Annotated in this window: 16 protein-coding genes and 1 tRNA gene; 2 read left to right on the forward strand and 15 right to left on the reverse strand. The window is 44.6% G+C overall.

Annotated features, from left to right (window positions below; all coding sequences use genetic code 11):
• Positions 1 to 358 precede the first annotated feature (358 nt).
• The 15 genes from lysS to H4683_RS15940 all read right to left on the reverse strand — a co-directional run bounded on the left by lysS (position 359) and on the right by H4683_RS15940 (position 17605).
• Positions 359 to 1849, reverse strand: coding sequence for a lysine--tRNA ligase (lysS, locus tag H4683_RS15870; RefSeq protein WP_192599812.1), 1491 nt, complete (start codon positions 1847 to 1849; stop codon positions 359 to 361).
• Between the two features lie 149 nt (positions 1850 to 1998).
• Complete coding sequence (gene dusB / locus H4683_RS15875; protein ID WP_192599813.1) at positions 1999 to 3021, reverse strand: tRNA dihydrouridine synthase DusB; 1023 nt, start codon at positions 3019 to 3021, stop codon at positions 1999 to 2001.
• Between the two features lie 61 nt (positions 3022 to 3082).
• Positions 3083 to 3601: a 2-amino-4-hydroxy-6-hydroxymethyldihydropteridine diphosphokinase gene (gene folK / locus H4683_RS15880; protein WP_192599814.1), complete on the reverse strand. Its 519-nt coding sequence runs from the start codon at positions 3599 to 3601 to the stop codon at positions 3083 to 3085.
• A complete protein-coding gene (folB, locus tag H4683_RS15885; protein ID WP_192599815.1) occupies positions 3598 to 3966 on the reverse strand; it encodes a dihydroneopterin aldolase in 369 nt (122 codons plus the stop codon). The genes folK and folB overlap by 4 nt, the downstream gene beginning before the upstream one ends.
• Positions 3967 to 3977: 11 nt before the next feature.
• Complete coding sequence (gene folP, locus H4683_RS15890; RefSeq protein WP_192599816.1) at positions 3978 to 4829, reverse strand: dihydropteroate synthase; 852 nt, start codon at positions 4827 to 4829, stop codon at positions 3978 to 3980.
• Positions 4829 to 5671, reverse strand: a complete 843-nt coding sequence (gene pabC, locus H4683_RS15895) for an aminodeoxychorismate lyase (RefSeq protein WP_225942142.1) — start codon at positions 5669 to 5671, stop codon at positions 4829 to 4831. Before pabC ends, folP begins: the two co-directional genes overlap by 1 nt.
• Before the next feature lie 21 nt (positions 5672 to 5692).
• Positions 5693 to 7117, reverse strand: a complete 1425-nt coding sequence (locus H4683_RS15900; RefSeq protein ID WP_192599818.1) for an anthranilate synthase component I family protein — start codon at positions 7115 to 7117, stop codon at positions 5693 to 5695.
• Positions 7118 to 7223: 106 nt separating this feature from the next.
• Positions 7224 to 8147 (reverse strand): cysteine synthase A, encoded by a 924-nt coding sequence (gene cysK, locus H4683_RS15905; protein WP_192599819.1) that lies wholly within the window; start codon positions 8145 to 8147, stop codon positions 7224 to 7226.
• Positions 8148 to 8344: 197 nt separating this feature from the next.
• Entirely contained in the window at positions 8345 to 9268 is a 924-nt protein-coding gene (locus H4683_RS15910) for a peptidyl-prolyl cis-trans isomerase (RefSeq protein ID WP_192599820.1), read from the reverse strand.
• A complete protein-coding gene (gene hslO / locus H4683_RS15915; RefSeq protein ID WP_192599821.1) occupies positions 9246 to 10133 on the reverse strand; it encodes an Hsp33 family molecular chaperone HslO in 888 nt (295 codons plus the stop codon). The genes H4683_RS15910 and hslO overlap by 23 nt, the downstream gene beginning before the upstream one ends.
• Before the next feature lie 18 nt (positions 10134 to 10151).
• Positions 10152 to 10916 carry a type III pantothenate kinase gene (locus H4683_RS15920; RefSeq protein WP_192599822.1) on the reverse strand — a complete coding sequence of 255 codons (765 nt, stop codon included), beginning with the start codon at positions 10914 to 10916 and terminating at the stop codon, positions 10152 to 10154.
• A 106-nt stretch (positions 10917 to 11022) separates the two neighbouring features.
• Entirely contained in the window at positions 11023 to 13053 is a 2031-nt protein-coding gene (ftsH, locus tag H4683_RS15925) for an ATP-dependent zinc metalloprotease FtsH (protein WP_192599823.1), read from the reverse strand.
• Between the two features lie 131 nt (positions 13054 to 13184).
• The gene (gene hpt, locus H4683_RS15930) at positions 13185 to 13727 is read right to left on the reverse strand and encodes a hypoxanthine phosphoribosyltransferase (protein ID WP_192599824.1); all 543 of its coding nucleotides are present in this window, start codon (positions 13725 to 13727) and stop codon (positions 13185 to 13187) included.
• A 29-nt stretch (positions 13728 to 13756) separates the two neighbouring features.
• On the reverse strand, positions 13757 to 15166 hold the full coding sequence (tilS, locus tag H4683_RS15935; RefSeq protein WP_192599825.1) for a tRNA lysidine(34) synthetase TilS: 1410 nt from the start codon (positions 15164 to 15166) through the stop codon (positions 13757 to 13759).
• Between the two features lie 21 nt (positions 15167 to 15187).
• Positions 15188 to 17605 carry a SpoIIE family protein phosphatase gene (locus H4683_RS15940; RefSeq protein ID WP_192599826.1) on the reverse strand — a complete coding sequence of 806 codons (2418 nt, stop codon included), beginning with the start codon at positions 17603 to 17605 and terminating at the stop codon, positions 15188 to 15190.
• Positions 17606 to 17817: 212 nt separating this feature from the next.
• Here H4683_RS15940 and H4683_RS15945 point away from each other — a divergent pair.
• Together H4683_RS15945 and H4683_RS21525 are read left to right on the forward strand one after the other, a co-directional pair.
• Positions 17818 to 17891: transfer RNA gene (locus tag H4683_RS15945), tRNA-Met, on the forward strand.
• Between the two features lie 377 nt (positions 17892 to 18268).
• Positions 18269 to 18549: hypothetical protein (locus tag H4683_RS21525; RefSeq protein WP_225942143.1), on the forward strand; the 281-nt coding region annotated here is incomplete at its 3' end.

The raw sequence follows: 18549 nt of genomic DNA on the forward strand, positions 1-18549 counted from the left end.
TTCGATTGTGTTTGTTCCACCGGCAGAACCGATTTCCCAAACTGTATTTCGTTGACGTTTTGCTGTTCAGTTTTCAAGGTTCATTTGAAAGGAATTAAGTTACATTCCTTATTAGTTGGTTGCTATTGTTTCAGCAGCAACTCTTATATCTTATCAAGTTACGCTCTTCTTGTCAACAACTAATTTCAATTTCTTTTTTGTTGTTTTTGTTTATCGGAAGCGCAACGTTTATTACTATATCAGCTGATTCCCTAGAACGCAACACTTATTTCGAAATAATTTTCATCTTCTTTCTCAAAAAAAACAAAAACCACTGTTCAAAGCCCTTTAAATCAGCTTTGAACAGCGGTCCAATCTCTTATTCTTTAAAACGCATTTGCGGGAACAAAAGAACATCTCGGATGGATTGTGCATTCGTCAATAGCATTACGAGACGGTCAACACCAATACCAAGGCCCCCTGTAGGAGGTAATCCATACTCTAATGCTTCTATAAAGTCGTCGTCCATATCGTGCGCTTCATCGTTTCCTTGTTCTTTCTCAACAAGTTGCGCTTCGAAACGTTGTCGCTGATCGATTGGATCATTCAGTTCCGTAAACGCATTTGCGTGTTCACGACGAACGATGAACAACTCGAAGCGATCCGTGAAGCGGCCATCTTCAGGATTTTTCTTCGCAAGTGGTGAAATTTCCACTGGATGTCCGTAGATAAATGTCGGTTGCACAAGTTGTTCTTCTACTTTTTGTTCGAAGAATTCATTCAATACATGTCCAACTTCCATCATCGCTGCCACTTCAATACCATTTTCTTTGGCAAGTGCATGTGCTTCTTCCTTCGTCATCTCTGTCCAGAAATCTACGCCTGTATATTCTTTTACTGCGTCAACCATATGCAGGCGTTTCCACCCCGGTGATAGATTGATTGTATCTTCTCCGTATTGAACCTGGGTTGTGCCCAGCACATCTTGTGCAATATGGGCAACCATGTTTTCTGTGAGTTCCATGATATCATTGTAATCCGCATACGCTTCATATAATTCAATCATTGTGAATTCCGGGTTATGACGCGTGGAAATTCCTTCGTTACGGAAGACACGTCCGATTTCATATACCTTTTCAAGTCCACCCACAATAAGTCTTTTTAGATGAAGTTCGATTGCGATACGCATGTAAAGAGTCATATCTAACGCATTATGATGTGTGATGAACGGCCTTGCAGAAGCCCCTCCCGCAATCGCATGGAGCATCGGTGTTTCCACCTCAAGGAACCCTTGCCCATCTAAATACCGACGCATCGATTGAATGATACGACTTCTTAAAATAAATGTCTCCTTACTTCCTTCTGTTGAGATTAAGTCAAGATACCTTTGACGGTACCGTTGCTCGATATCTTTTAACCCGTGGAATTTCTCAGGCAACGGACGAAGTGCTTTTGTCAGGAATGTGAATTCTGTTGCTTTAATAGATAGTTCGCCGACTTTCGTTTTGAATACTGTTCCTGTAATCCCCACAATGTCACCGAGATCTACACTTGTAAAGAGTTTGTAGTTATCTTCACCAATCGCATCTTGTCTAACGTAAATCTGAATCTGTCCGCCAAGGTCTTGCAAATTCGCAAAGCCTGCTTTCCCTTTTCCACGTTTCGTCATGATGCGCCCTGCAATTTTAACTTCACGGGGTGTTTCATCGAGTTCTTCTTTAGAAAACTCTTCATATTTACTCCGAATCTCATTTGAGAGGTGGGTCCGTTCAAACCTTGAACCGAATGGATCCAATCCACCCTCTCGTATATCCTCCATCTTCTGGCGTCTCACCAGAAGCTGATCGTTTAATTCATCCAAATGGGACATTTCTTTCACTCCTTCATTATTATCCAGTTCTTTGAACAGTATGCATCTATTGTACACAATTTGAGTAACTCGAACACGCTTTACTTATCTGAACCCTACTTTTATGTAATAAAAAGAACCACCGCAATACACGGTAGCCCTATCGTTTATCAAATCGTACTTACTGCCACTCGTTCGCGTTCCATCATCTCATCTGCAAAGTCGTTCAAAAGATTGATCAAATCATCTGCCGTCTCCATTACATTGATATGGTTACGCACTTTCGCGTTTCCGCGTACGCCCTTTAAATACCATGAGGCATGTTTGCGCATTTCACGTACAGCAACATGTTCACCTTTTAGCTTCATAAGACGTTCGAAATGAAGCAAGCAGACGTCGATTTTTTCTCGAACATCCGGCTCTCCCACCAATTTTCCTGTTTCAAGATACTTCACTGTACGATAAATCATCCAAGGGTTGCCGAGTGCCGCGCGTCCAATCATGACACCATCAACACCTGTCTGATCCAGCATACGCTTCGCATCTTGCGGTGTTTCAACGTCACCGTTGCCAATCACCGGAATCGAGACCCCTTCTTTCATTTGACGGATGACAGCCCAATTTGCCTTTCCTTCATACATTTGTACACGGGTACGCCCATGGACAGCAACCGCTGCGCCGCCTGCACGTTCGACCGCTTGCGCATTTTCGACTGCAAAGATATGCTCTTCATCCCAACCGATGCGTATTTTCACACTAACAGGTTTATCCACATTGTCTACAACAGCCTTTACCATGTCATAAATCTTTTCCGGACTAAGAAGCAACTTCGCTCCCGCCTCGCATCTGATGATTTTATTGACCGGACAGCCCATGTTGATGTCAATGATATCCGCTGTTGTATGCTTATCGACGTATTTCGCCGCCTCGACAAATGTGTCCTTATCCCCGCCAAAGATTTGCAGGGATAATGGATTTTCACGTCCATCAATATGAAGCATGCTCATCGTTTTATCGTTTTTATAGACGATTCCTTTGTCACTGATCATTTCAGCATAGACAAGACCCGCACCGAATTCTTTTACTGTTAGACGGAACGCAGAGTTACAAATTCCCGCCATTGGTGCAAGCACTACGCGGTTATCCATTGTAATATCACCAATTTTAAATGGTCGTTCTTTCCTATCGTTCATTACTCTTTCTCCTTTCCAGACATGTCGCCTGTTTTACACAGAATATATGGTTCAGGACGATTCATTTACCGAGTTGCAGGAAATGGTCGATCCCATCAATCTTCTTCCAACACATAACGCCACTATCCCCGACAGCTACTTCCTCCGAATAAAACCTATTTGTTTCCGGATGGGCAATAGTAGGAGCGATCTCGAGGAGTGGGATGAGGACGAACGCCCGCTCATGCATACGCGGATGCGGTACAATTAAGTTCTCTGATTCAATATTGTCGTTATTATATAGCAAAATGTCAAGGTCTACAGTTCGAGGACCCCATCTAATTGCGCGCTCCCGACCCGACTGTACTTCGATTTTTCCACATATTTCAAGTAACACGTCTGCACTTAAATCTGTTTCCATACATAGAACAATATTCAGGAAGTCCGCTTGATCCACATAGCCGACAGGTGCCGTTTCATAGACAGAAGATACAGAAGTAACCGTTATATCGCCTTGCGAGTGAAGTGCTTGCACCGCCTCCGTCAACTGATGCAACCTGTCTCCAATATTGGAGCCTATTGAAATGTACGCCAGATTCACATAAAGCGTCCCCTTGTAATATCGACCGACACCGAACCATAATGGCCGTGAATCGGCGGATCAGGTTTAATGAGCACAACACGGACACCGAATACTTTGTCCTTGAATATATCCAAAATATATTCAGCGATTCTTTCCGCAACCGCCTCAATCAGTTTAAACGGCTCACCTTCGACTATCGAGCGGCACACATTGAATACATCCGCATAATTCACCGTTTTATCCAATTCATCGGTTGTACCCGATTCTGAAAGATCTGTCGCGAGCGATACAGTCGCCCTGAAACGTTGACCAAGTTTCATTTCCTCCTGCAACACACCGTGATAGCCATAAAATTCCATTTCGTTCAGATGGATATAATCCATAAAGCATCCTCCTATTTTACAAAAACTGTTTTTCCGATTAAGACATCCATCATTTTCGCCATACGGGCAATTTCTTTTACATCATGAACACGCATAATATGGCATCCTTGTTCGATCCCGTGGCAGACCGTTGCACCCGTTCCTTCCAGCCGTTCTCCAACAGGTAATTCTAACACGTTGCCTATCATCGATTTCCGGGATGTCCCGAGCAGGACCGGGTAGCCCATTTCCACAATATCTTGTAGTCGTTGCATCACGACGACATTTTGAGCGGTGCTTTTCGCGAAACCGATGCCCGGATCGAGCCAAATATGTTCTTTCACAACGCCCGCTTCCGAAGCAATCGCAATACTTCCTTCTAAGTCCGCTAGCACTTCGGCCATGAAAGTCCTCTCATACACAGCCTCCTTACGATTATGCATCAAAATGATCGGCACATCATACTTCGCCGCGATTGCCGCGATTGCCGGTTCGCGTTTCGCTCCCCATACATCATTGATAATTTGCGCTCCTGCTTTGACTGCCGCCTCTGCGACACCCGCCTTATAAGTATCAATCGACACAACACATCCAAGTTCTTTCACCAACACCTCGATAATCGGTACAGTTCGTTCAAGCTCTTCATCCAATGAAACTGGCGCATGTCCCGGACGAGTCGATTCCCCGCCGATATCGATAATTTTAGCCCCTTCGTAAAGCATTTCCTCTGCTCGCTTAAGCGCCGCATCACTATGTCCAAACTCCCCACCGTCCGAAAAAGAATCCGGCGTAACATTCAATATGCCCATGATAACTGTTTCTCTCCGGAAATCCATTTCCGTATTTCCAAAGCGGTACACATCCCACGCATTAGCCAATTTCATCAGTGGCCACCTTCTTTCATTCGTTCTATCGCTTTCACATATAGTCCGTGCAACTTTTTATAATAAACCCCCGAAGCACCTGGGAACGAGATTTCCCCGATTCCTGATAACGGTACAAGTTCCTGCACCGCATTCGAAGCGAAGAGTTCGTCCGCATTTTCTACATCTACTTTTCCATAAAAACCTTCATTCACATCAATACCTATCGATTGCGCAAGCCTAATCAGATATGCACGTGTAGTACCCGGTAAAACACCCGTTTCAATCGCCGGCGTATAGAGCTCACCATCTTTCATCCAAAAAACATTGGATGTAATCCCTTCGGCAACAAAACCTTCCGCTGTCACAAAAAGTCCCTCCACCTCTTTCAAAGAAGGCAACTCCAATCGACCTCGCACATTGTTTAGGAAGTTATGGGATTTGTGTCGAACTTTACTTTCCGGTCGGTTGCGCTGGGTATCAAGCCACACCGCCTTCTTTTCTACACCGCGGACAGTAGGAACCAGCACTTTTCTAAATAAAATGACGTTCGGTGTCGTATATGAAGAAGGGGCGAGGCCGATGTCATGTACACCCGCGGATACATTCAGTCGAAAATAACCATCCGCATCCCCCGACTTTTCATCTAACGTACGAACCGCCACAAGAATCTTTTCATCATCATACGGCATGGTGATTCGGTATTCTGTCAGTGCAGCCCGTAATCGAGTCATATGTTCTTCGAATAAAAACACGTCACCCGCATACGTTCGGAACGTTTCGAAAAAACCAACCCCATATAAAAACCCGTGATCAAACGGAGAAATCTTCAAATCCTCCGCCTTCATGAACTCGCCATTCATCCAGCACATCCAATCGCAACCTCACTTTCCACACGTTAAATTCTCCGCCATTGCCTTCGCTTGCCACAGCGCTTTCGCCTTATTCAGCGATTCGATATATTCCGCTGCAGGAACTGAATCAGCAACAAGGCCTGCGCCCGCTTGGATATGAGCAATTCCATCTTGGATGAAAGCTGTGCGGATGACGACATTCAATTCAAAATCACCATTGAAGCCGAACCAACCGATTGAACCTGTATACAAGCCTCTTCGTGTCGGCTCGAGTTCTTCAATGATTTCCATCGTGCGAAGCTTCGGAGCGCCCGTAATCGTGCCTCCCGGGAATACCCCTTTGACAATGTCTGCATTCGAGATACCCTCTGCCGCTGTTCCACGGACGTTAGAAACGAGGTGCATGACGTGTGAATATTTTTCCACGACCATGAACTCATTCGTTTCCACCGTCCCCGGTGCACAGACGCGTTCCAGGTCTTCACGCTCTAAATCGACAAGCATAATATGTTCGCCTTTCTCTTTTTCATTGGACAACAGTTCCGCCCTAAGCGCTAGGTCTTCACTCTCACTCATCCCTCTAGGCCTCGTCCCGCCGATAGGGCGTGTGCTCAGCTCGTCACCACGTTTTTTCAATAGCAATTCGGGTGAGCCTGAGACAACGCTAAATTCAGGCGAACCAATTGACGCCATATAAGGCGACGGGTTGAATGAACGGTGCGCCTCATACATATCAAGCGGATGTGTGGTTAGCTGTTTTGATTGCCGCACGGAAAGGTTTACTTGAATGACTTCTCCATTAGCAATATAAGTTTGCACATCACGTACCATTTGTTCAAATTGTGGTCCGGTTACAGAAACCTCAAGATCCTCTTGCGCTACAGGAATTTCTAGGGCCACTCCTGGCATGAAAGTCTGTTTTTCCATCCCTACCGAAACCACCGTCGACCATTCTGACTCCAACTCAACTGGCTCCAAACCACAACCTGGAAGTGTCATGAAATAGGCCGTTTCCTTTTCGATATCAAGAACTGCCCACCGATCGAACAAGTAGAAGAACAAATCAGGCGTCCCGAGGTCATCTTCCGCATCGGTCGGGATATTCTCATAACGACGAACGTAGTCATAACTGATGAAACCCGTCACACCGCCCTGGAATTCTGGAAGCTCCGGAATCCTATCCACTTCGTATGACTCAACAAATTCAGTCAGAAGTTCAAGCGGTTCCCCTTCTCGTACTTCTTCCGTACCGTCACGCCAGATAAGTTGCAACTTATCCCCCTCCAGCGTTCGAAGTGTGACTAGCGGATCGATTCCTGCCATACACAATTTCCCACCACGGCCACTTTCAAGAAGAAGATGACACTCGTGAGCAAGTGCTAGCTCCTTATACGCATAGAAAAATTGTTCTTTCGTCATTGCCTTCGTTGTATACGTTAGTTGTTGTCCTTGCATTTTGGTTTCCTCCCGATAACATTTAGTTATTTCATCTTACCGCGAAAACATCACTTTACGCCACAAAAAAAGAAGGAGCATCTTCACTCCTTCTTCACCTTCGTTATTATTCGTCAAATTGATAGAGCGGTGTACTCAAATAGCGCTCGCCATTTGAAGGAAGAATCGTAACGACCTTCTTCCCTTTGCCCAACTTCTTCGCCACCTGCAACGCCGCGAAAATTGCGGCTCCCGACGAAACACCGCCAAGAATCCCTTCTTCACGTGCAGCGCGCCTCGCCATGTCATACGCCTCATCGTTCGTCACCTGAATGATTTCATCGTAAATATGAGTATCAAGTACTTTCGGAATGAATCCAGCTCCGATTCCTTGGATCTTATGTGGCCCAGGCTTCCCACCCGATAAAACAGGGGAATCCGTTGGTTCAACCGCAATGATTTTCACATACGGGAAGCGTTCTTTCAAAACACTACCTACCCCAGTAATTGTACCACCTGTTCCAATCCCGGAAATGAACGCATCGACACGATCCATCGCGTCCGCAATCTCAGGACCTGTCGTCAAGCGATGAATTTCAGGGTTCGCTTCGTTATTAAACTGCTGCGGGATAAACCAATCATTCTCCTTAGCGAGTTCTTCCGCTTTTCCAATGGCGCCCTTCATTCCTTCAGCTCCAGGTGTCAAAACCAGATCCGCACCGTATGCACGCAACAAGTTACGACGTTCCATACTCATCGTGTCCGGCATGACAAGGACAGACTTATACCCCTTCGCAGCCGCAATCATCGCGAGACCAATCCCTGTGTTGCCACTCGTTGGTTCGATGATTGTACTTCCTTCGTTCAGATCCCCTGACTTCTCTGCCGCCTCAATCATCGCAAGCGCAATTCGGTCTTTGACGCTGGAGCCTGGATTGAAATATTCCAATTTCAAATAGACTTCCGCGTCTTCCGCACCCGTCATTCTGTTCAATTTAACAATCGGCGTCTTCCCAACAAGATCCACAATAGAGTTTCCAACTAAATTCATATTTACCCTCTCCTAATCCCTACTATTTTAATATGCTTTATAGTATTTATATTACTATCACTTTGTGCGTATTGTCAATCATTGTATTGTTTCTTATCGTATCTATACTTTTTCCCAACCCTGCTCTGATTAATCCTATAAAAACGAGAAAAGCTGTCTAGAAGCTCCGATTTCAACCGGTTTCCAGACAACTTCAATCATTTACCATAAAACCACTTCGCATCGAATTCTTTCCAAAATATTTCAGTGCTAACCGATTGTGGAAGTTGTTCAATTGCCAACTCACGCTTTATGTGTTCCTTCACTTCATCAAATTGAAACGACTGTCCTGTCATCACTTCACTCACATGAATAATCGCAAATGATCCATCGCTCAATTTGATAATTTCACTAGTCTTTCCCTCTTTCATCTTCGCAGCTGTTTCTACTACGGCTTTATCAATGGTATCAGTCGATTCATTGATATAACCGATATCCCCACCTAGACTTGCTGAAGAAAGATCTTTGGACCGCTCTTTTGCAAGAACATCGAAACTGGAACCTTGTGCAAGCTCCTCAAGTGACTGCCCCGCCTCTTTTTTTGTCGGAACGACGATAATAGACGTTCGATATGCAGCCAACAAGTTATAAAGCGATTCATTTTCATCATAAAATTTCTTGACTTCTTCTTCTTTAATAACAACGTCTTTCGACAAAACTTTTTCAAGAATAATGTTTGAACGGATTTTCTGACGCAGCGTTTTCATATCCAAACCCGAATACGAGCGACCATCCACAGAACGGATCAATGCGATTTCAAGATCGATTTCCTTATCAGATACATCGATTGCGTATCGCTTCGCGGCCTCTTCCATTACTTTTCCATTGACAAGATTCAGAAGTGTTTCACGTCCAATTTCCTTTTCCATCGCCATCATCCATTGTTCCCGTGTAATTGGTTGCCCTGAGACGGAGGCCACCTCTTCACCTACTCCCTTCGGCTTGGCCGGAATGAGCCAACCTATGAACCAGAGGATGTTGAAGCCAAAAAGGACCCCAATCAACACAAGAAGCGGTTTTGTCTTCAGTTTACGCTTCGGCAACTGCTCCCCACCCATCTTAGGACTGTGATTGTATCTCATGGATGAAACCTTCCAATTCATTTATTGGATAGACATAGGATTCCAAACAGAACTGACAATTTGCTTCTGCACACCCATCCTCATCTATCATTTCCTGAATTTCCTTCTCACCAAGACCAATAATCGCGTTGCCAAATCGTTCTTTCGAGCAATTACACTTGAATGAGACATCCATTCGGTCAAGGACTTCCACATTTTCCGTACCGAGCACCTCACTTAGAATTTCTTCTGGAGTAAGACCTCGATCAATCAACTTCGAAATCGGCTCGACATTCGCAACCCGCTCTTCCAGCTTTTCAATCGTTTCCTCCGTTGCACCCGGCATTACCTGAATGATGAACCCACCTGCAGCCCTAACCGTATTATCCGTGTTGACAAGTACACCAAGCCCTACAGCAGACGAAACCTGCTCGGACACAACAAAGTATTCCGTGAAATCTTCGGCAATTTCGCCAGATACAAGGGGCACTTGCCCTGTAAAAAAATCACGAAGCCCTAAATCTTTCACGACTGACAACATACCTTCTGTACCGACCGCACGCTTTACATCGAGTTTACCCTGTTCATTCAAATCGAAATGCGTTTGCGGATTCGCTACATAACCACGGACTTCGCCATACGCGTTTGTGTCAATAATCATCGAACCAAGTGGCCCATTTCCTTCAATTTTCACGGTCAGCTTATCTTCACCTTTTACCATGGCACCCATCATAACTGCTGCAGACATCGAACGACCCAGAGCGGCTGTAGCTGTTGGCCACATCATGTGACGGCGTTGCACCTCGGCAACCGTTTCAGTAGATCGTACTGCATACGCCCGAATTGTACCGTCAAACGCAAGCGCTTTTATTAAGTAATCATTCATAATCACTCTCTACCCCTTTCACATATTGCGTTCGTATATTAGGTGAAGCCCCTTAAGTGTGAGAAAATTGTCAACGTGATCTATGACTGTAGTTTCGCTCGCTATTAAATCCGCAAGTCCTCCTGTCGCTATGACGGTCGGCTCTTCTTTACTTTGCGACTTCATACGCGCGACAATTCCTTCGACTTGCCCTACATAGCCATAAATAATTCCTGCCTGCATTGCAGCAACTGTGTTTTTCCCTACAACATGGTCTGGACGTGTCAGTTCAATGCGCGGTAATTTGGATGCCCGGTCAAACAGAGCTTCCATTGAAATCCCAATACCAGGCGCAATCGCTCCGCCCATGTATTCACTTCTCTCATTGACATAACAGTAGGTAGTAGCTGTTCCGAAATCGACAATAATCAACGGATTTCCATATTCATGTGTTGCTGCGACTGCATTAACAATACGATCCGCACCAACTTCACGCGGATTTTCGTATTTAATATTCAACCCTGTTTTCACGCCCGGTCCGACAATAAGCGGTTTTTGGTTGAAATATTTTCTACACATCTGCTCAAGTGGGAACATGACAGGTGGTACCACGGATGAGATGATGATACCTTTCACATCTTCGAATGTAAGGCCGACATGGGAGAAAAGTGATTTCACTTGCATTGCATACTCATCTTCCGTCTTATGTCTGTGTGTTTCCATACGCCAATGGAATTTAAGTTCTCCTTGTTCATAGATGCCAAGAACAATATTTGTATTTCCTGTATCCAACACTAAAATCATAATGGTTTCCTCGCTAACTTCGACGTTTTCCAACACATCATACCATAGTTTATAGTACAGAAAAAAGCCGACTGCTCCAAAAACACAGTCGGCTTTTATTCATCATTTAATCTCTACGTTTTTCATCAATTGATTTGAGTGGCTCCACCGTCTCAAACCCCTTTGGTAAGTCGCCGATTGATGGATCCGTTGGTGCTCCAGTCACATCAGGGTTAACCGTAGAATCATTGTCTTCTGAAGCATCTCCTTTGTCGAGTGAGATAACTTCTTCATCAACGTGATCGTATGGACGGTCAGGTAATGTGCCATGGTCTTTCAAATGATTAATTTGTTCAGCATCGAGTGTTTCGACTTCAAGAAGTGTCGTAGCAATCAATTTGAGCAATTCCAGTTTCTCCGTAAGGATCACTTTCGTGCGGGCATATTGTTCTTTGATGATTCGTTGCATCTCTTGGTCGATTTCATATGCAATCGATTCGGAATAATTCTGTTCAGAGTTGAAATCTCTGCCAAGGAAGACTTGACCTTGTGATTGACCAAACTGCATCGGTCCTAGCTTGTCACTCATTCCGTACTCCGTGACCATCGAACGCGCGATACCCGTTGCACGTTGGAAGTCATTATGTGCTCCGGTAGATACTTCACCAAGAATGACTTCCTCAGCTACACGTCCACCAAGAAGTCCCGCAATTTTATCGAGAAGTTCCGGTTTCGTCATGAAGTAACGATCCTCTTTCGGAAGCATAACAGCATAGCCGCCTGCCTGTCCTCGAGGGACGATTGTTACTTTATGGACGATTTCCGCATCATCAAGTGTCAGTCCTACAACAACGTGACCCGCTTCGTGGAATGCGACGATATCGCGTTCCTTCTTCGAAATAACACGACTTGTTTTTGCAGGACCTGCAATAACACGATCTGTTGCTTCATCGATATCCGCCATATCAATTTTCTTCTTGTTGCGTCTAGCTGCGACAAGCGCCGCTTCGTTCAACAAGTTTTCAAGATCGGCACCAGAAAAACCAGGTGTACGTTGTGCAAGTGCTTTTAAGTTAACCGTATCATCAAACGGTTTGTTACGCGAATGCACTTTAAGAACCGCTTCTCTTCCTTTGACATCCGGACGACCAACAGTAATCTGACGGTCAAAACGTCCTGGTCGAAGAAGTGCAGGGTCAAGAATATCCGGACGGTTCGTCGCTGCTACGATGATGATGCCTTCGTTTTCACCGAAACCATCCATTTCAACAAGTAGTTGGTTCAACGTTTGTTCACGTTCATCATGTCCGCCGCCGAGACCTGCGCCACGTTGGCGACCGACTGCATCAATTTCATCAATAAAAATGATACAAGGTGCATTCTTTTTCGCGTTTTCAAATAGATCACGCACACGAGATGCTCCAACCCCAACAAACATTTCTACGAAATCAGAACCTGAAATCGAGAAGAAAGGTACGCCAGCTTCACCGGCAACTGCACGTGCAAGTAACGTTTTACCTGTACCAGGAGGTCCAACTAACAGAATCCCTTTTGGAATACGTGCGCCGACTTCAACAAACTTCGTCGAATCTTTTAGGAAATCAACGACTTCCACAAGCTCCGCCTTTTCTTCATCCGCTCCCGCAACATCTGTGAAGCGAACTTTTTTCCGGTCATCTGTATGAAGCTTCGCCTTACTTTTACCAAAGTTCATAACACGACCGCCACCGCCGCCCTGCGCTTGATTTAACAAGAAGAAAAACAGGATGAAGATGATGATGAAAGGTAGAAGACCTGTAAAGAATGATACCCAAGCGCTTGTTGATGGAGCTTCCAAGTACTCGACCTTCGTTTTATTGTCGCCAGCAAGTTTGTTCAAGTCATTCATCATTTTTTCATTATGCTGTGGCATAGTCGTGATGAATACGTCGACCTTTTCATCTTTTTTAGCGGCTTCCATTTTACCTTTAATTATCCATACGAGCTGATCTGGCTGGAGTGTAACTGACTCTACTTTACCTTTTGAAAGCAAGGTCGAGAACTCTGTAAAATTAATATCTTGTGTCTTTTGGTCCGTTTTATTAAGTGAGCTAAATATCCCCATAATTGCAAGGAAAATCAATCCGTATAATAGAAAGTATCGAAATATCCGATTCATCCCAAGCCTCCTCATTTCTTTAAACAGAAAACTAGTGTAAATCTTAACATATGTAAGAACCAATCTTCAACGAAAATGCCTTATTTGAAAGAGCTTTCCGCAGACCCTCTAATCAGTTCGTCAAAATGCTTTCAAAAAGAGTAGATTTCCTTTTTCAACACACCAATATAAGGTAAATTTCTATATTTTTCTGCATAGTCAAGTCCATACCCGACAACGAATGCATCCGGCACAACGAAACCTACATAATCCGCTTTCAAATCTACTTTCCGGCCTGTCGGCTTATCGAGAAGTGTAACAACTTTAATTGAGTTGGCTTTTCTGTATTTCATCAGTTCGACAAGATAACTCAGTGTTTTTCCACTATCAATGATATCCTCGATGATTAACACATCGCGTCCTTCAACACTTGTGTTCAAGTCTTTAACGATTTTCACTTCACCTGATGAAACCGTCGCGTTACCATAACTTGAAACATCCATGAAATCGAGTTCAATGTAAGCGTCAACCCGCTTAATGAGATCACTCATGAAAGGCAGAGCCCCTTTAAGTACACCGATTGCAAGCGGAAACTTATTTTGGTATTCTTCAGTCAACACTGCACCAAGCTCCTGAATTTTTTCTTGAATTTCATCTTCTGTGATCAACACTTCTTTGATATCTTTCGCCAACATCGGAATTCCTCCTCTTTCAAACGAGTAGATTACAACTTTCTTACACTGAATATGTACTTATTTTCAGCTGTCTTCTTTTTCGAAAATGCCTCACCGTACCGCAATCCCGGTACCGCACAGACATCCCCTTGTGCTGTAATAATGACCGGCAAACAGTCACGTTCCTTCTGTCCTACTTTTTCATCAATGAACAACCTAGACAGACGCTTTGAATGTGCCATACCTGGTAATAAAATTCGATCACCATCCACTCTCTTCCTGATTGACAAAGGAAGGGCTGAGTCAGGTAAATCAAAATACATAACATTCTCTATATCTGTAAATAATCCTATACTCGGATCGTCCATTTCCGCCCAATAAAGCTGCATATCATTTCCCCAACGTGTCCAAACACCTTTCGGCAACACTATACATATCGACGTTTCTTGAAGCAACGTATCTCGAACGAACGTCAGCTTGCCATATTCGCGGATAAAACGATAACCGCGAGGGAGGTTAACAGACACATTCCCTCGTTGTGAAGAGAGATGGCGTAACAGCTGACTAATGAGTGTGGAATTGTACTCAACGGGTACATGCTCTCCATCATAAAGATAACTCAATAGTAGTGTAATCACCCTTCTTTGTAAAGCTGAGTGCATATCAAAAAAAGTATAGTTGTCAATGAAAGGAAGACCTTCCTTCGTGAATTTGACAATTCTTTCAAAATGACCCTTTGCTAACGTTCCAAGTAAATCCTCATCCTCCTGAAGCCAACCAGTCATTTTCACTACATTTATGGCGGTAGCAGGATTTTCAGTCAGGAGAAACGGGGCGACATGTCGGCGAAAACGGTTGCGCATATAAGCATCACTATCATTGCTCGGATCTTCACGAAATCGCAGGTCATTTTCCGTGACATACGATTGAAGTTCCGACTTCATAGTTGGCAAGAATGGTCGTATGACAAGGCCTCCATCTAATTTCCGTTGTACTGGTATGCCTGATGGCTGACTACCTTTCGTCATTTGCATCAGCACCGTTTCAAGCTGATCCTCGGCATGATGTGCTGTTGCCAGGATTCCATAGCCATTCTTTTTCATAACTTCTGAAAAAAAGGCGTATCTTCCCGCCCGACAAACAGCCTGGACATTGCCGCCGTCTTTCGCAAGGATAGCAGGCACAGGTACACTTCCACCATAGAATGGAATGTCCAATACTTTACATAGGTCTTCAACAAGCATGCCGTCTGCTGCTGATTCTTCCGCCCGCAGCATATGATCGACATGGACTGCAGCCACTTCCACTCCCATCTTCCCTCGATTGGAAGCCATAAAATGTAGAAGCGCCACCGAGTCGACACCGCCAGAGCAACCAACAAGAACGCGGTTTCCTGGCACAATCAGTAACCATTCTTTGATGAAGTGGAAGATTTTATTGCCGAATTTATCCACAGTCACACCTACTCCCTTCCCTCTCTACTATCCTATCATCTTTTCCCGGGAAATAATTTGTGAGTAAGGCGTAAAACTTGACCATTCCTGTAGAACATGATCAATTTTCATCACTAGCACAGTTCGATCATCTGCTACAACTCCAAACTTCCGCTCCATTTCATGCATGATACGATCCGCAATTTTGCCACAATCGAACTCCCCGTACTTTTCAAGTGTGCTATAAATGGATTTCTCTTGCTTTTCAAGTGAAATATCCCCATTAAATAATCCATCCGTTAACATGACAATTAGATCTCCCGCTTTCAATTCTTCATTCTTTGACTCCACAGAAAAGGAAGGAAGAAAGCCGACGGGTACAGATTTGCTGTCAAGTCTTAAAAAATCATCTCCACGTTTGATATACGTGCTCATCGATCCAGCTTTCCAGGACCAAAGCCGACCCGACTGCAAATCAACAAGAGCAAGATCAAGTGTTGCGTACATATCATCAAGCCCATTTAACGACATCATATAGTGAAGCGTATGCATCGCTGTTTCAGGATCCATTTTTCGATTCAAGCATTCCCTCATTAGACGAATCACCTTCTGACTTTCACGGTATGCATTTATATCCTGCCCCATCCCATCCGACAATAAAACTGCCGTAAGTCCTTCATGAATCGAGAAAACTTCATAAGCATCACCTGCATGAAATGATTCTCCTCCAGCCGTTGCGATAATACCATAATCTAGCGAAAAACGGACTGCTGAGCTGAACGTCAGTTGAATATGTGGGAAAGGTTCTTGTTGTACGGAAGACTTGGCGACCTGAAACGGTTCGTCGTACATCTCTTCAAGTATCGGCAAGATAAGACGTTCTGCCACAGTCGTATCTGTTTCAAAATCGGATCTTTTTTCTGGGATACAACAAACGATGCGTCGCGCTCCTCTTTCCCCTGACAAGATATCAATTTGAAAGTATTCGATGCCTTTCTCTTGAAGCCGTTTCGAAAGTTCTTCTTCAGCAGGCTTGTACACAGACAGATCTTCTTTTATTTCATTCATAATTTTGTCTAGATGTGTACTCATATCCCGTAACTGAAGTGCTAGCATTTTACGACCGTGTTGGAGTTGACCTGACAATAAACGGTTAGAAGCCTGCTCTTCCAGTTCTGTAATAAGCCCAGTGAAACGAATACACTTATATTTAATTTTTTCCTCAACTCGGTGACGTGTGGCTTTTTTCGTCAATGAATAGATCGATTTCCATTCATTGAGAAGTTGAGCCATACCTTCATCTGATCCCTCCCAACATTTTGAATAACGAAAACAGGATTGACATGTCGCCGGAATAATTTGCACCATCGGGACATCCGCATCCACTGGAGATGATAAGCGACCGCCGACAAGTGTCGACATAAACTCGGAAAATTGTTGAAAATCGGAAAGTTGTTCATCAAGCCGGTCCGCCAACCATTCGTGACGTTTTTCCGAAACCTCTTTATTTTTCGGATAAAAGACGAGTCGAATCGGTTCCACTTTTTTTTGAGGTATCAATAAAAATACTGTAGTCGCTACACCCAGCGTAACAAAATGCGAGCTATCTAATGGCAATGTCAGGTCATACATGAGAAAAAATACCGAAACAGAAACTCCCCCTACAGCAATACCAACTTTTCCGAACCGACGGAGCGATCCAGCAAAAAATCCCGTCATACCATAGACCGCCATCATTCCGGTGAATGACAATTCCGCTATTCCGACAATAGCAGCGACAATCATCGCAACTGTCGTTGAAAATGGGAGACCTCCAACCAGCGCAGCAAGAAGAATTGTTAGGTGAATAAGTGTTCCAGCAACTGACACGTGGCCAATCATGATCCCGCTCATCCCTGTTGTAGCCATTGCCCCTACAATGCAAGCAGCACCTAGCCGTTCAGGCGTCCATTGTCCAAAAAAAATACGATCCGCAGGCGGAAATGCGATAAAAAGGAAAAAGGTCATGAATAAAGCCAGAATCGCTTCAAAACCGATAAATAATTGAACTTCTACGGGCGGTTGACCGGCATGCATTACAAACTGCCACAAAACCTGAATCACAATGATACAACCTGCCACCGTAAGGGGAACCGCCTTTCGCGTCAATGGGTATCTAATAACTGCATTGAAGAGTCCAAGTTGCAATAGATGGATGACTGCTTGTCCAAATCCAAGGAATGCACCGCCAACCATCCCTCCAATGAATACCCAGATTAGATGTTTTCTGAAGCGCGCCCGCGCCAAGGCCCAAACCGGTAAGAAAAAAGGAACAGCGGCATCAAACAAGACAGCTTGCGACAAGAAAAATGTTCCCATTAGGAAAAGGGTCGCAATGATTATATCCATTTTTCTTTTTCCAATCATATCGAAAACCATTTGAACTGGCTGGCCAGTCGGACGTATCACATTGCCTATCAGTTTCATTTCCATTCCCCCTATGTTCACTATGCTTTGAGTATACATAGGTGAATGGCAAGAAATTGTCTGTTCATGGCAGAGACTAAACAAAATGTTTCGACGCTTTCCGGACTAATTTTCTTTTTTGAAACGACGTATTGACAGGATGATCGTTCGGATGTATTATAAGAAATGTTGTTCTCACAAAGCGGAAATAACCGCTTAAAAAGAGCTAGCACGGCGGCGTAGCTCAGCTGGCTAGAGCGTACGGTTCATACCCGTGAGGTCGGGGGTTCGATCCCCTCTGCCGCCATTAAAGAAAAGCGAAAAAGGCCGCTTAGGCCCGACAGGCATAAGACGACCCGGCAATGTGGCGCCCTTTGCCACATCGTCGGGTTGACTTATGTCCCGAGGGACTGGCCTTTGGAGCTAGACTACAAAGAAAAGCGGAGACGACCGTTTAGACTCGACAGGCATAAGATGGTTTGGCGAAGCGGCGCCCTTTGCCGCACAGTCAAAACAGCTTATGTCCCGAGAGTCTGGGAGTCAGAGCTAGACATTAAAGAAAAGCGAAAAAGGCCGCTTAGGCCCGACAGGCATAAGACGACCCGGCAATGTGGCGCCCTTTGCCACATCGTCGGGTTGACTTATGTCCCGAGGGACTGGCCTTTGGAGCTAGACAACAACGAAATGCGGAGACGACCGTTTAGACTCGACAGGCATAAGATGGTTTGGCGAAGCGGAGCCCTTTACCGCACAGTCAAAACAGCTTATGTCCCGAGAGTCTGGGAGTCGGAGCTAGACAACAAAGAAATGCGGAGACGACCGTTTAGACTCGACAGGCATAAGATGGTTTGGCGAAGCGGCGCCCTTTGCCGCACAGTCAAAACAGCTTATGTCCCGAGAGTCTGGGAGTCGGAGCTAGACAACAAAGAAATGCGGAGACGACCGTTTAGACTCGACAGGCATAA

Source organism: Sporosarcina limicola (assembly GCF_014873855.1).
Classification (GTDB): domain Bacteria; phylum Bacillota; class Bacilli; order Bacillales_A; family Planococcaceae; genus Sporosarcina; species Sporosarcina limicola.

Coding starts and splice junctions, on each gene's coding strand:
- folB (WP_192599815.1), bottom strand. CDS start 3,966: ATGGATTATATCCATCTGAACGAAATGGAATTTTATGGCTATCACGGT.
- folP (WP_192599816.1), bottom strand. CDS start 4,829: ATGAAATTGGCTAATGCGTGGGATGTGTACCGCTTTGGAAATACGGAA.
- ftsH (WP_192599823.1), bottom strand. CDS start 13,053: ATGAATCGGATATTTCGATACTTTCTATTATACGGATTGATTTTCCTT.
- H4683_RS15920 (WP_192599822.1), bottom strand. CDS start 10,916: ATGATTTTAGTGTTGGATACAGGAAATACAAATATTGTTCTTGGCATC.
- H4683_RS15940 (WP_192599826.1), bottom strand. CDS start 17,605: ATGAAACTGATAGGCAATGTGATACGTCCGACTGGCCAGCCAGTTCAA.
- cysK (WP_192599819.1), bottom strand. CDS start 8,147: ATGAATTTAGTTGGAAACTCTATTGTGGATCTTGTTGGGAAGACGCCG.
- H4683_RS15910 (WP_192599820.1), bottom strand. CDS start 9,268: ATGAGATACAATCACAGTCCTAAGATGGGTGGGGAGCAGTTGCCGAAG.
- lysS (WP_192599812.1), bottom strand. CDS start 1,849: ATGTCCCATTTGGATGAATTAAACGATCAGCTTCTGGTGAGACGCCAG.
- hpt (WP_192599824.1), bottom strand. CDS start 13,727: ATGTTGGCGAAAGATATCAAAGAAGTGTTGATCACAGAAGATGAAATT.
- dusB (WP_192599813.1), bottom strand. CDS start 3,021: ATGAACGATAGGAAAGAACGACCATTTAAAATTGGTGATATTACAATG.
- hslO (WP_192599821.1), bottom strand. CDS start 10,133: ATGAATGATTACTTAATAAAAGCGCTTGCGTTTGACGGTACAATTCGG.
- pabC (WP_225942142.1), bottom strand. CDS start 5,671: ATGAATGGCGAGTTCATGAAGGCGGAGGATTTGAAGATTTCTCCGTTT.
- H4683_RS15900 (WP_192599818.1), bottom strand. CDS start 7,117: ATGCAAGGACAACAACTAACGTATACAACGAAGGCAATGACGAAAGAA.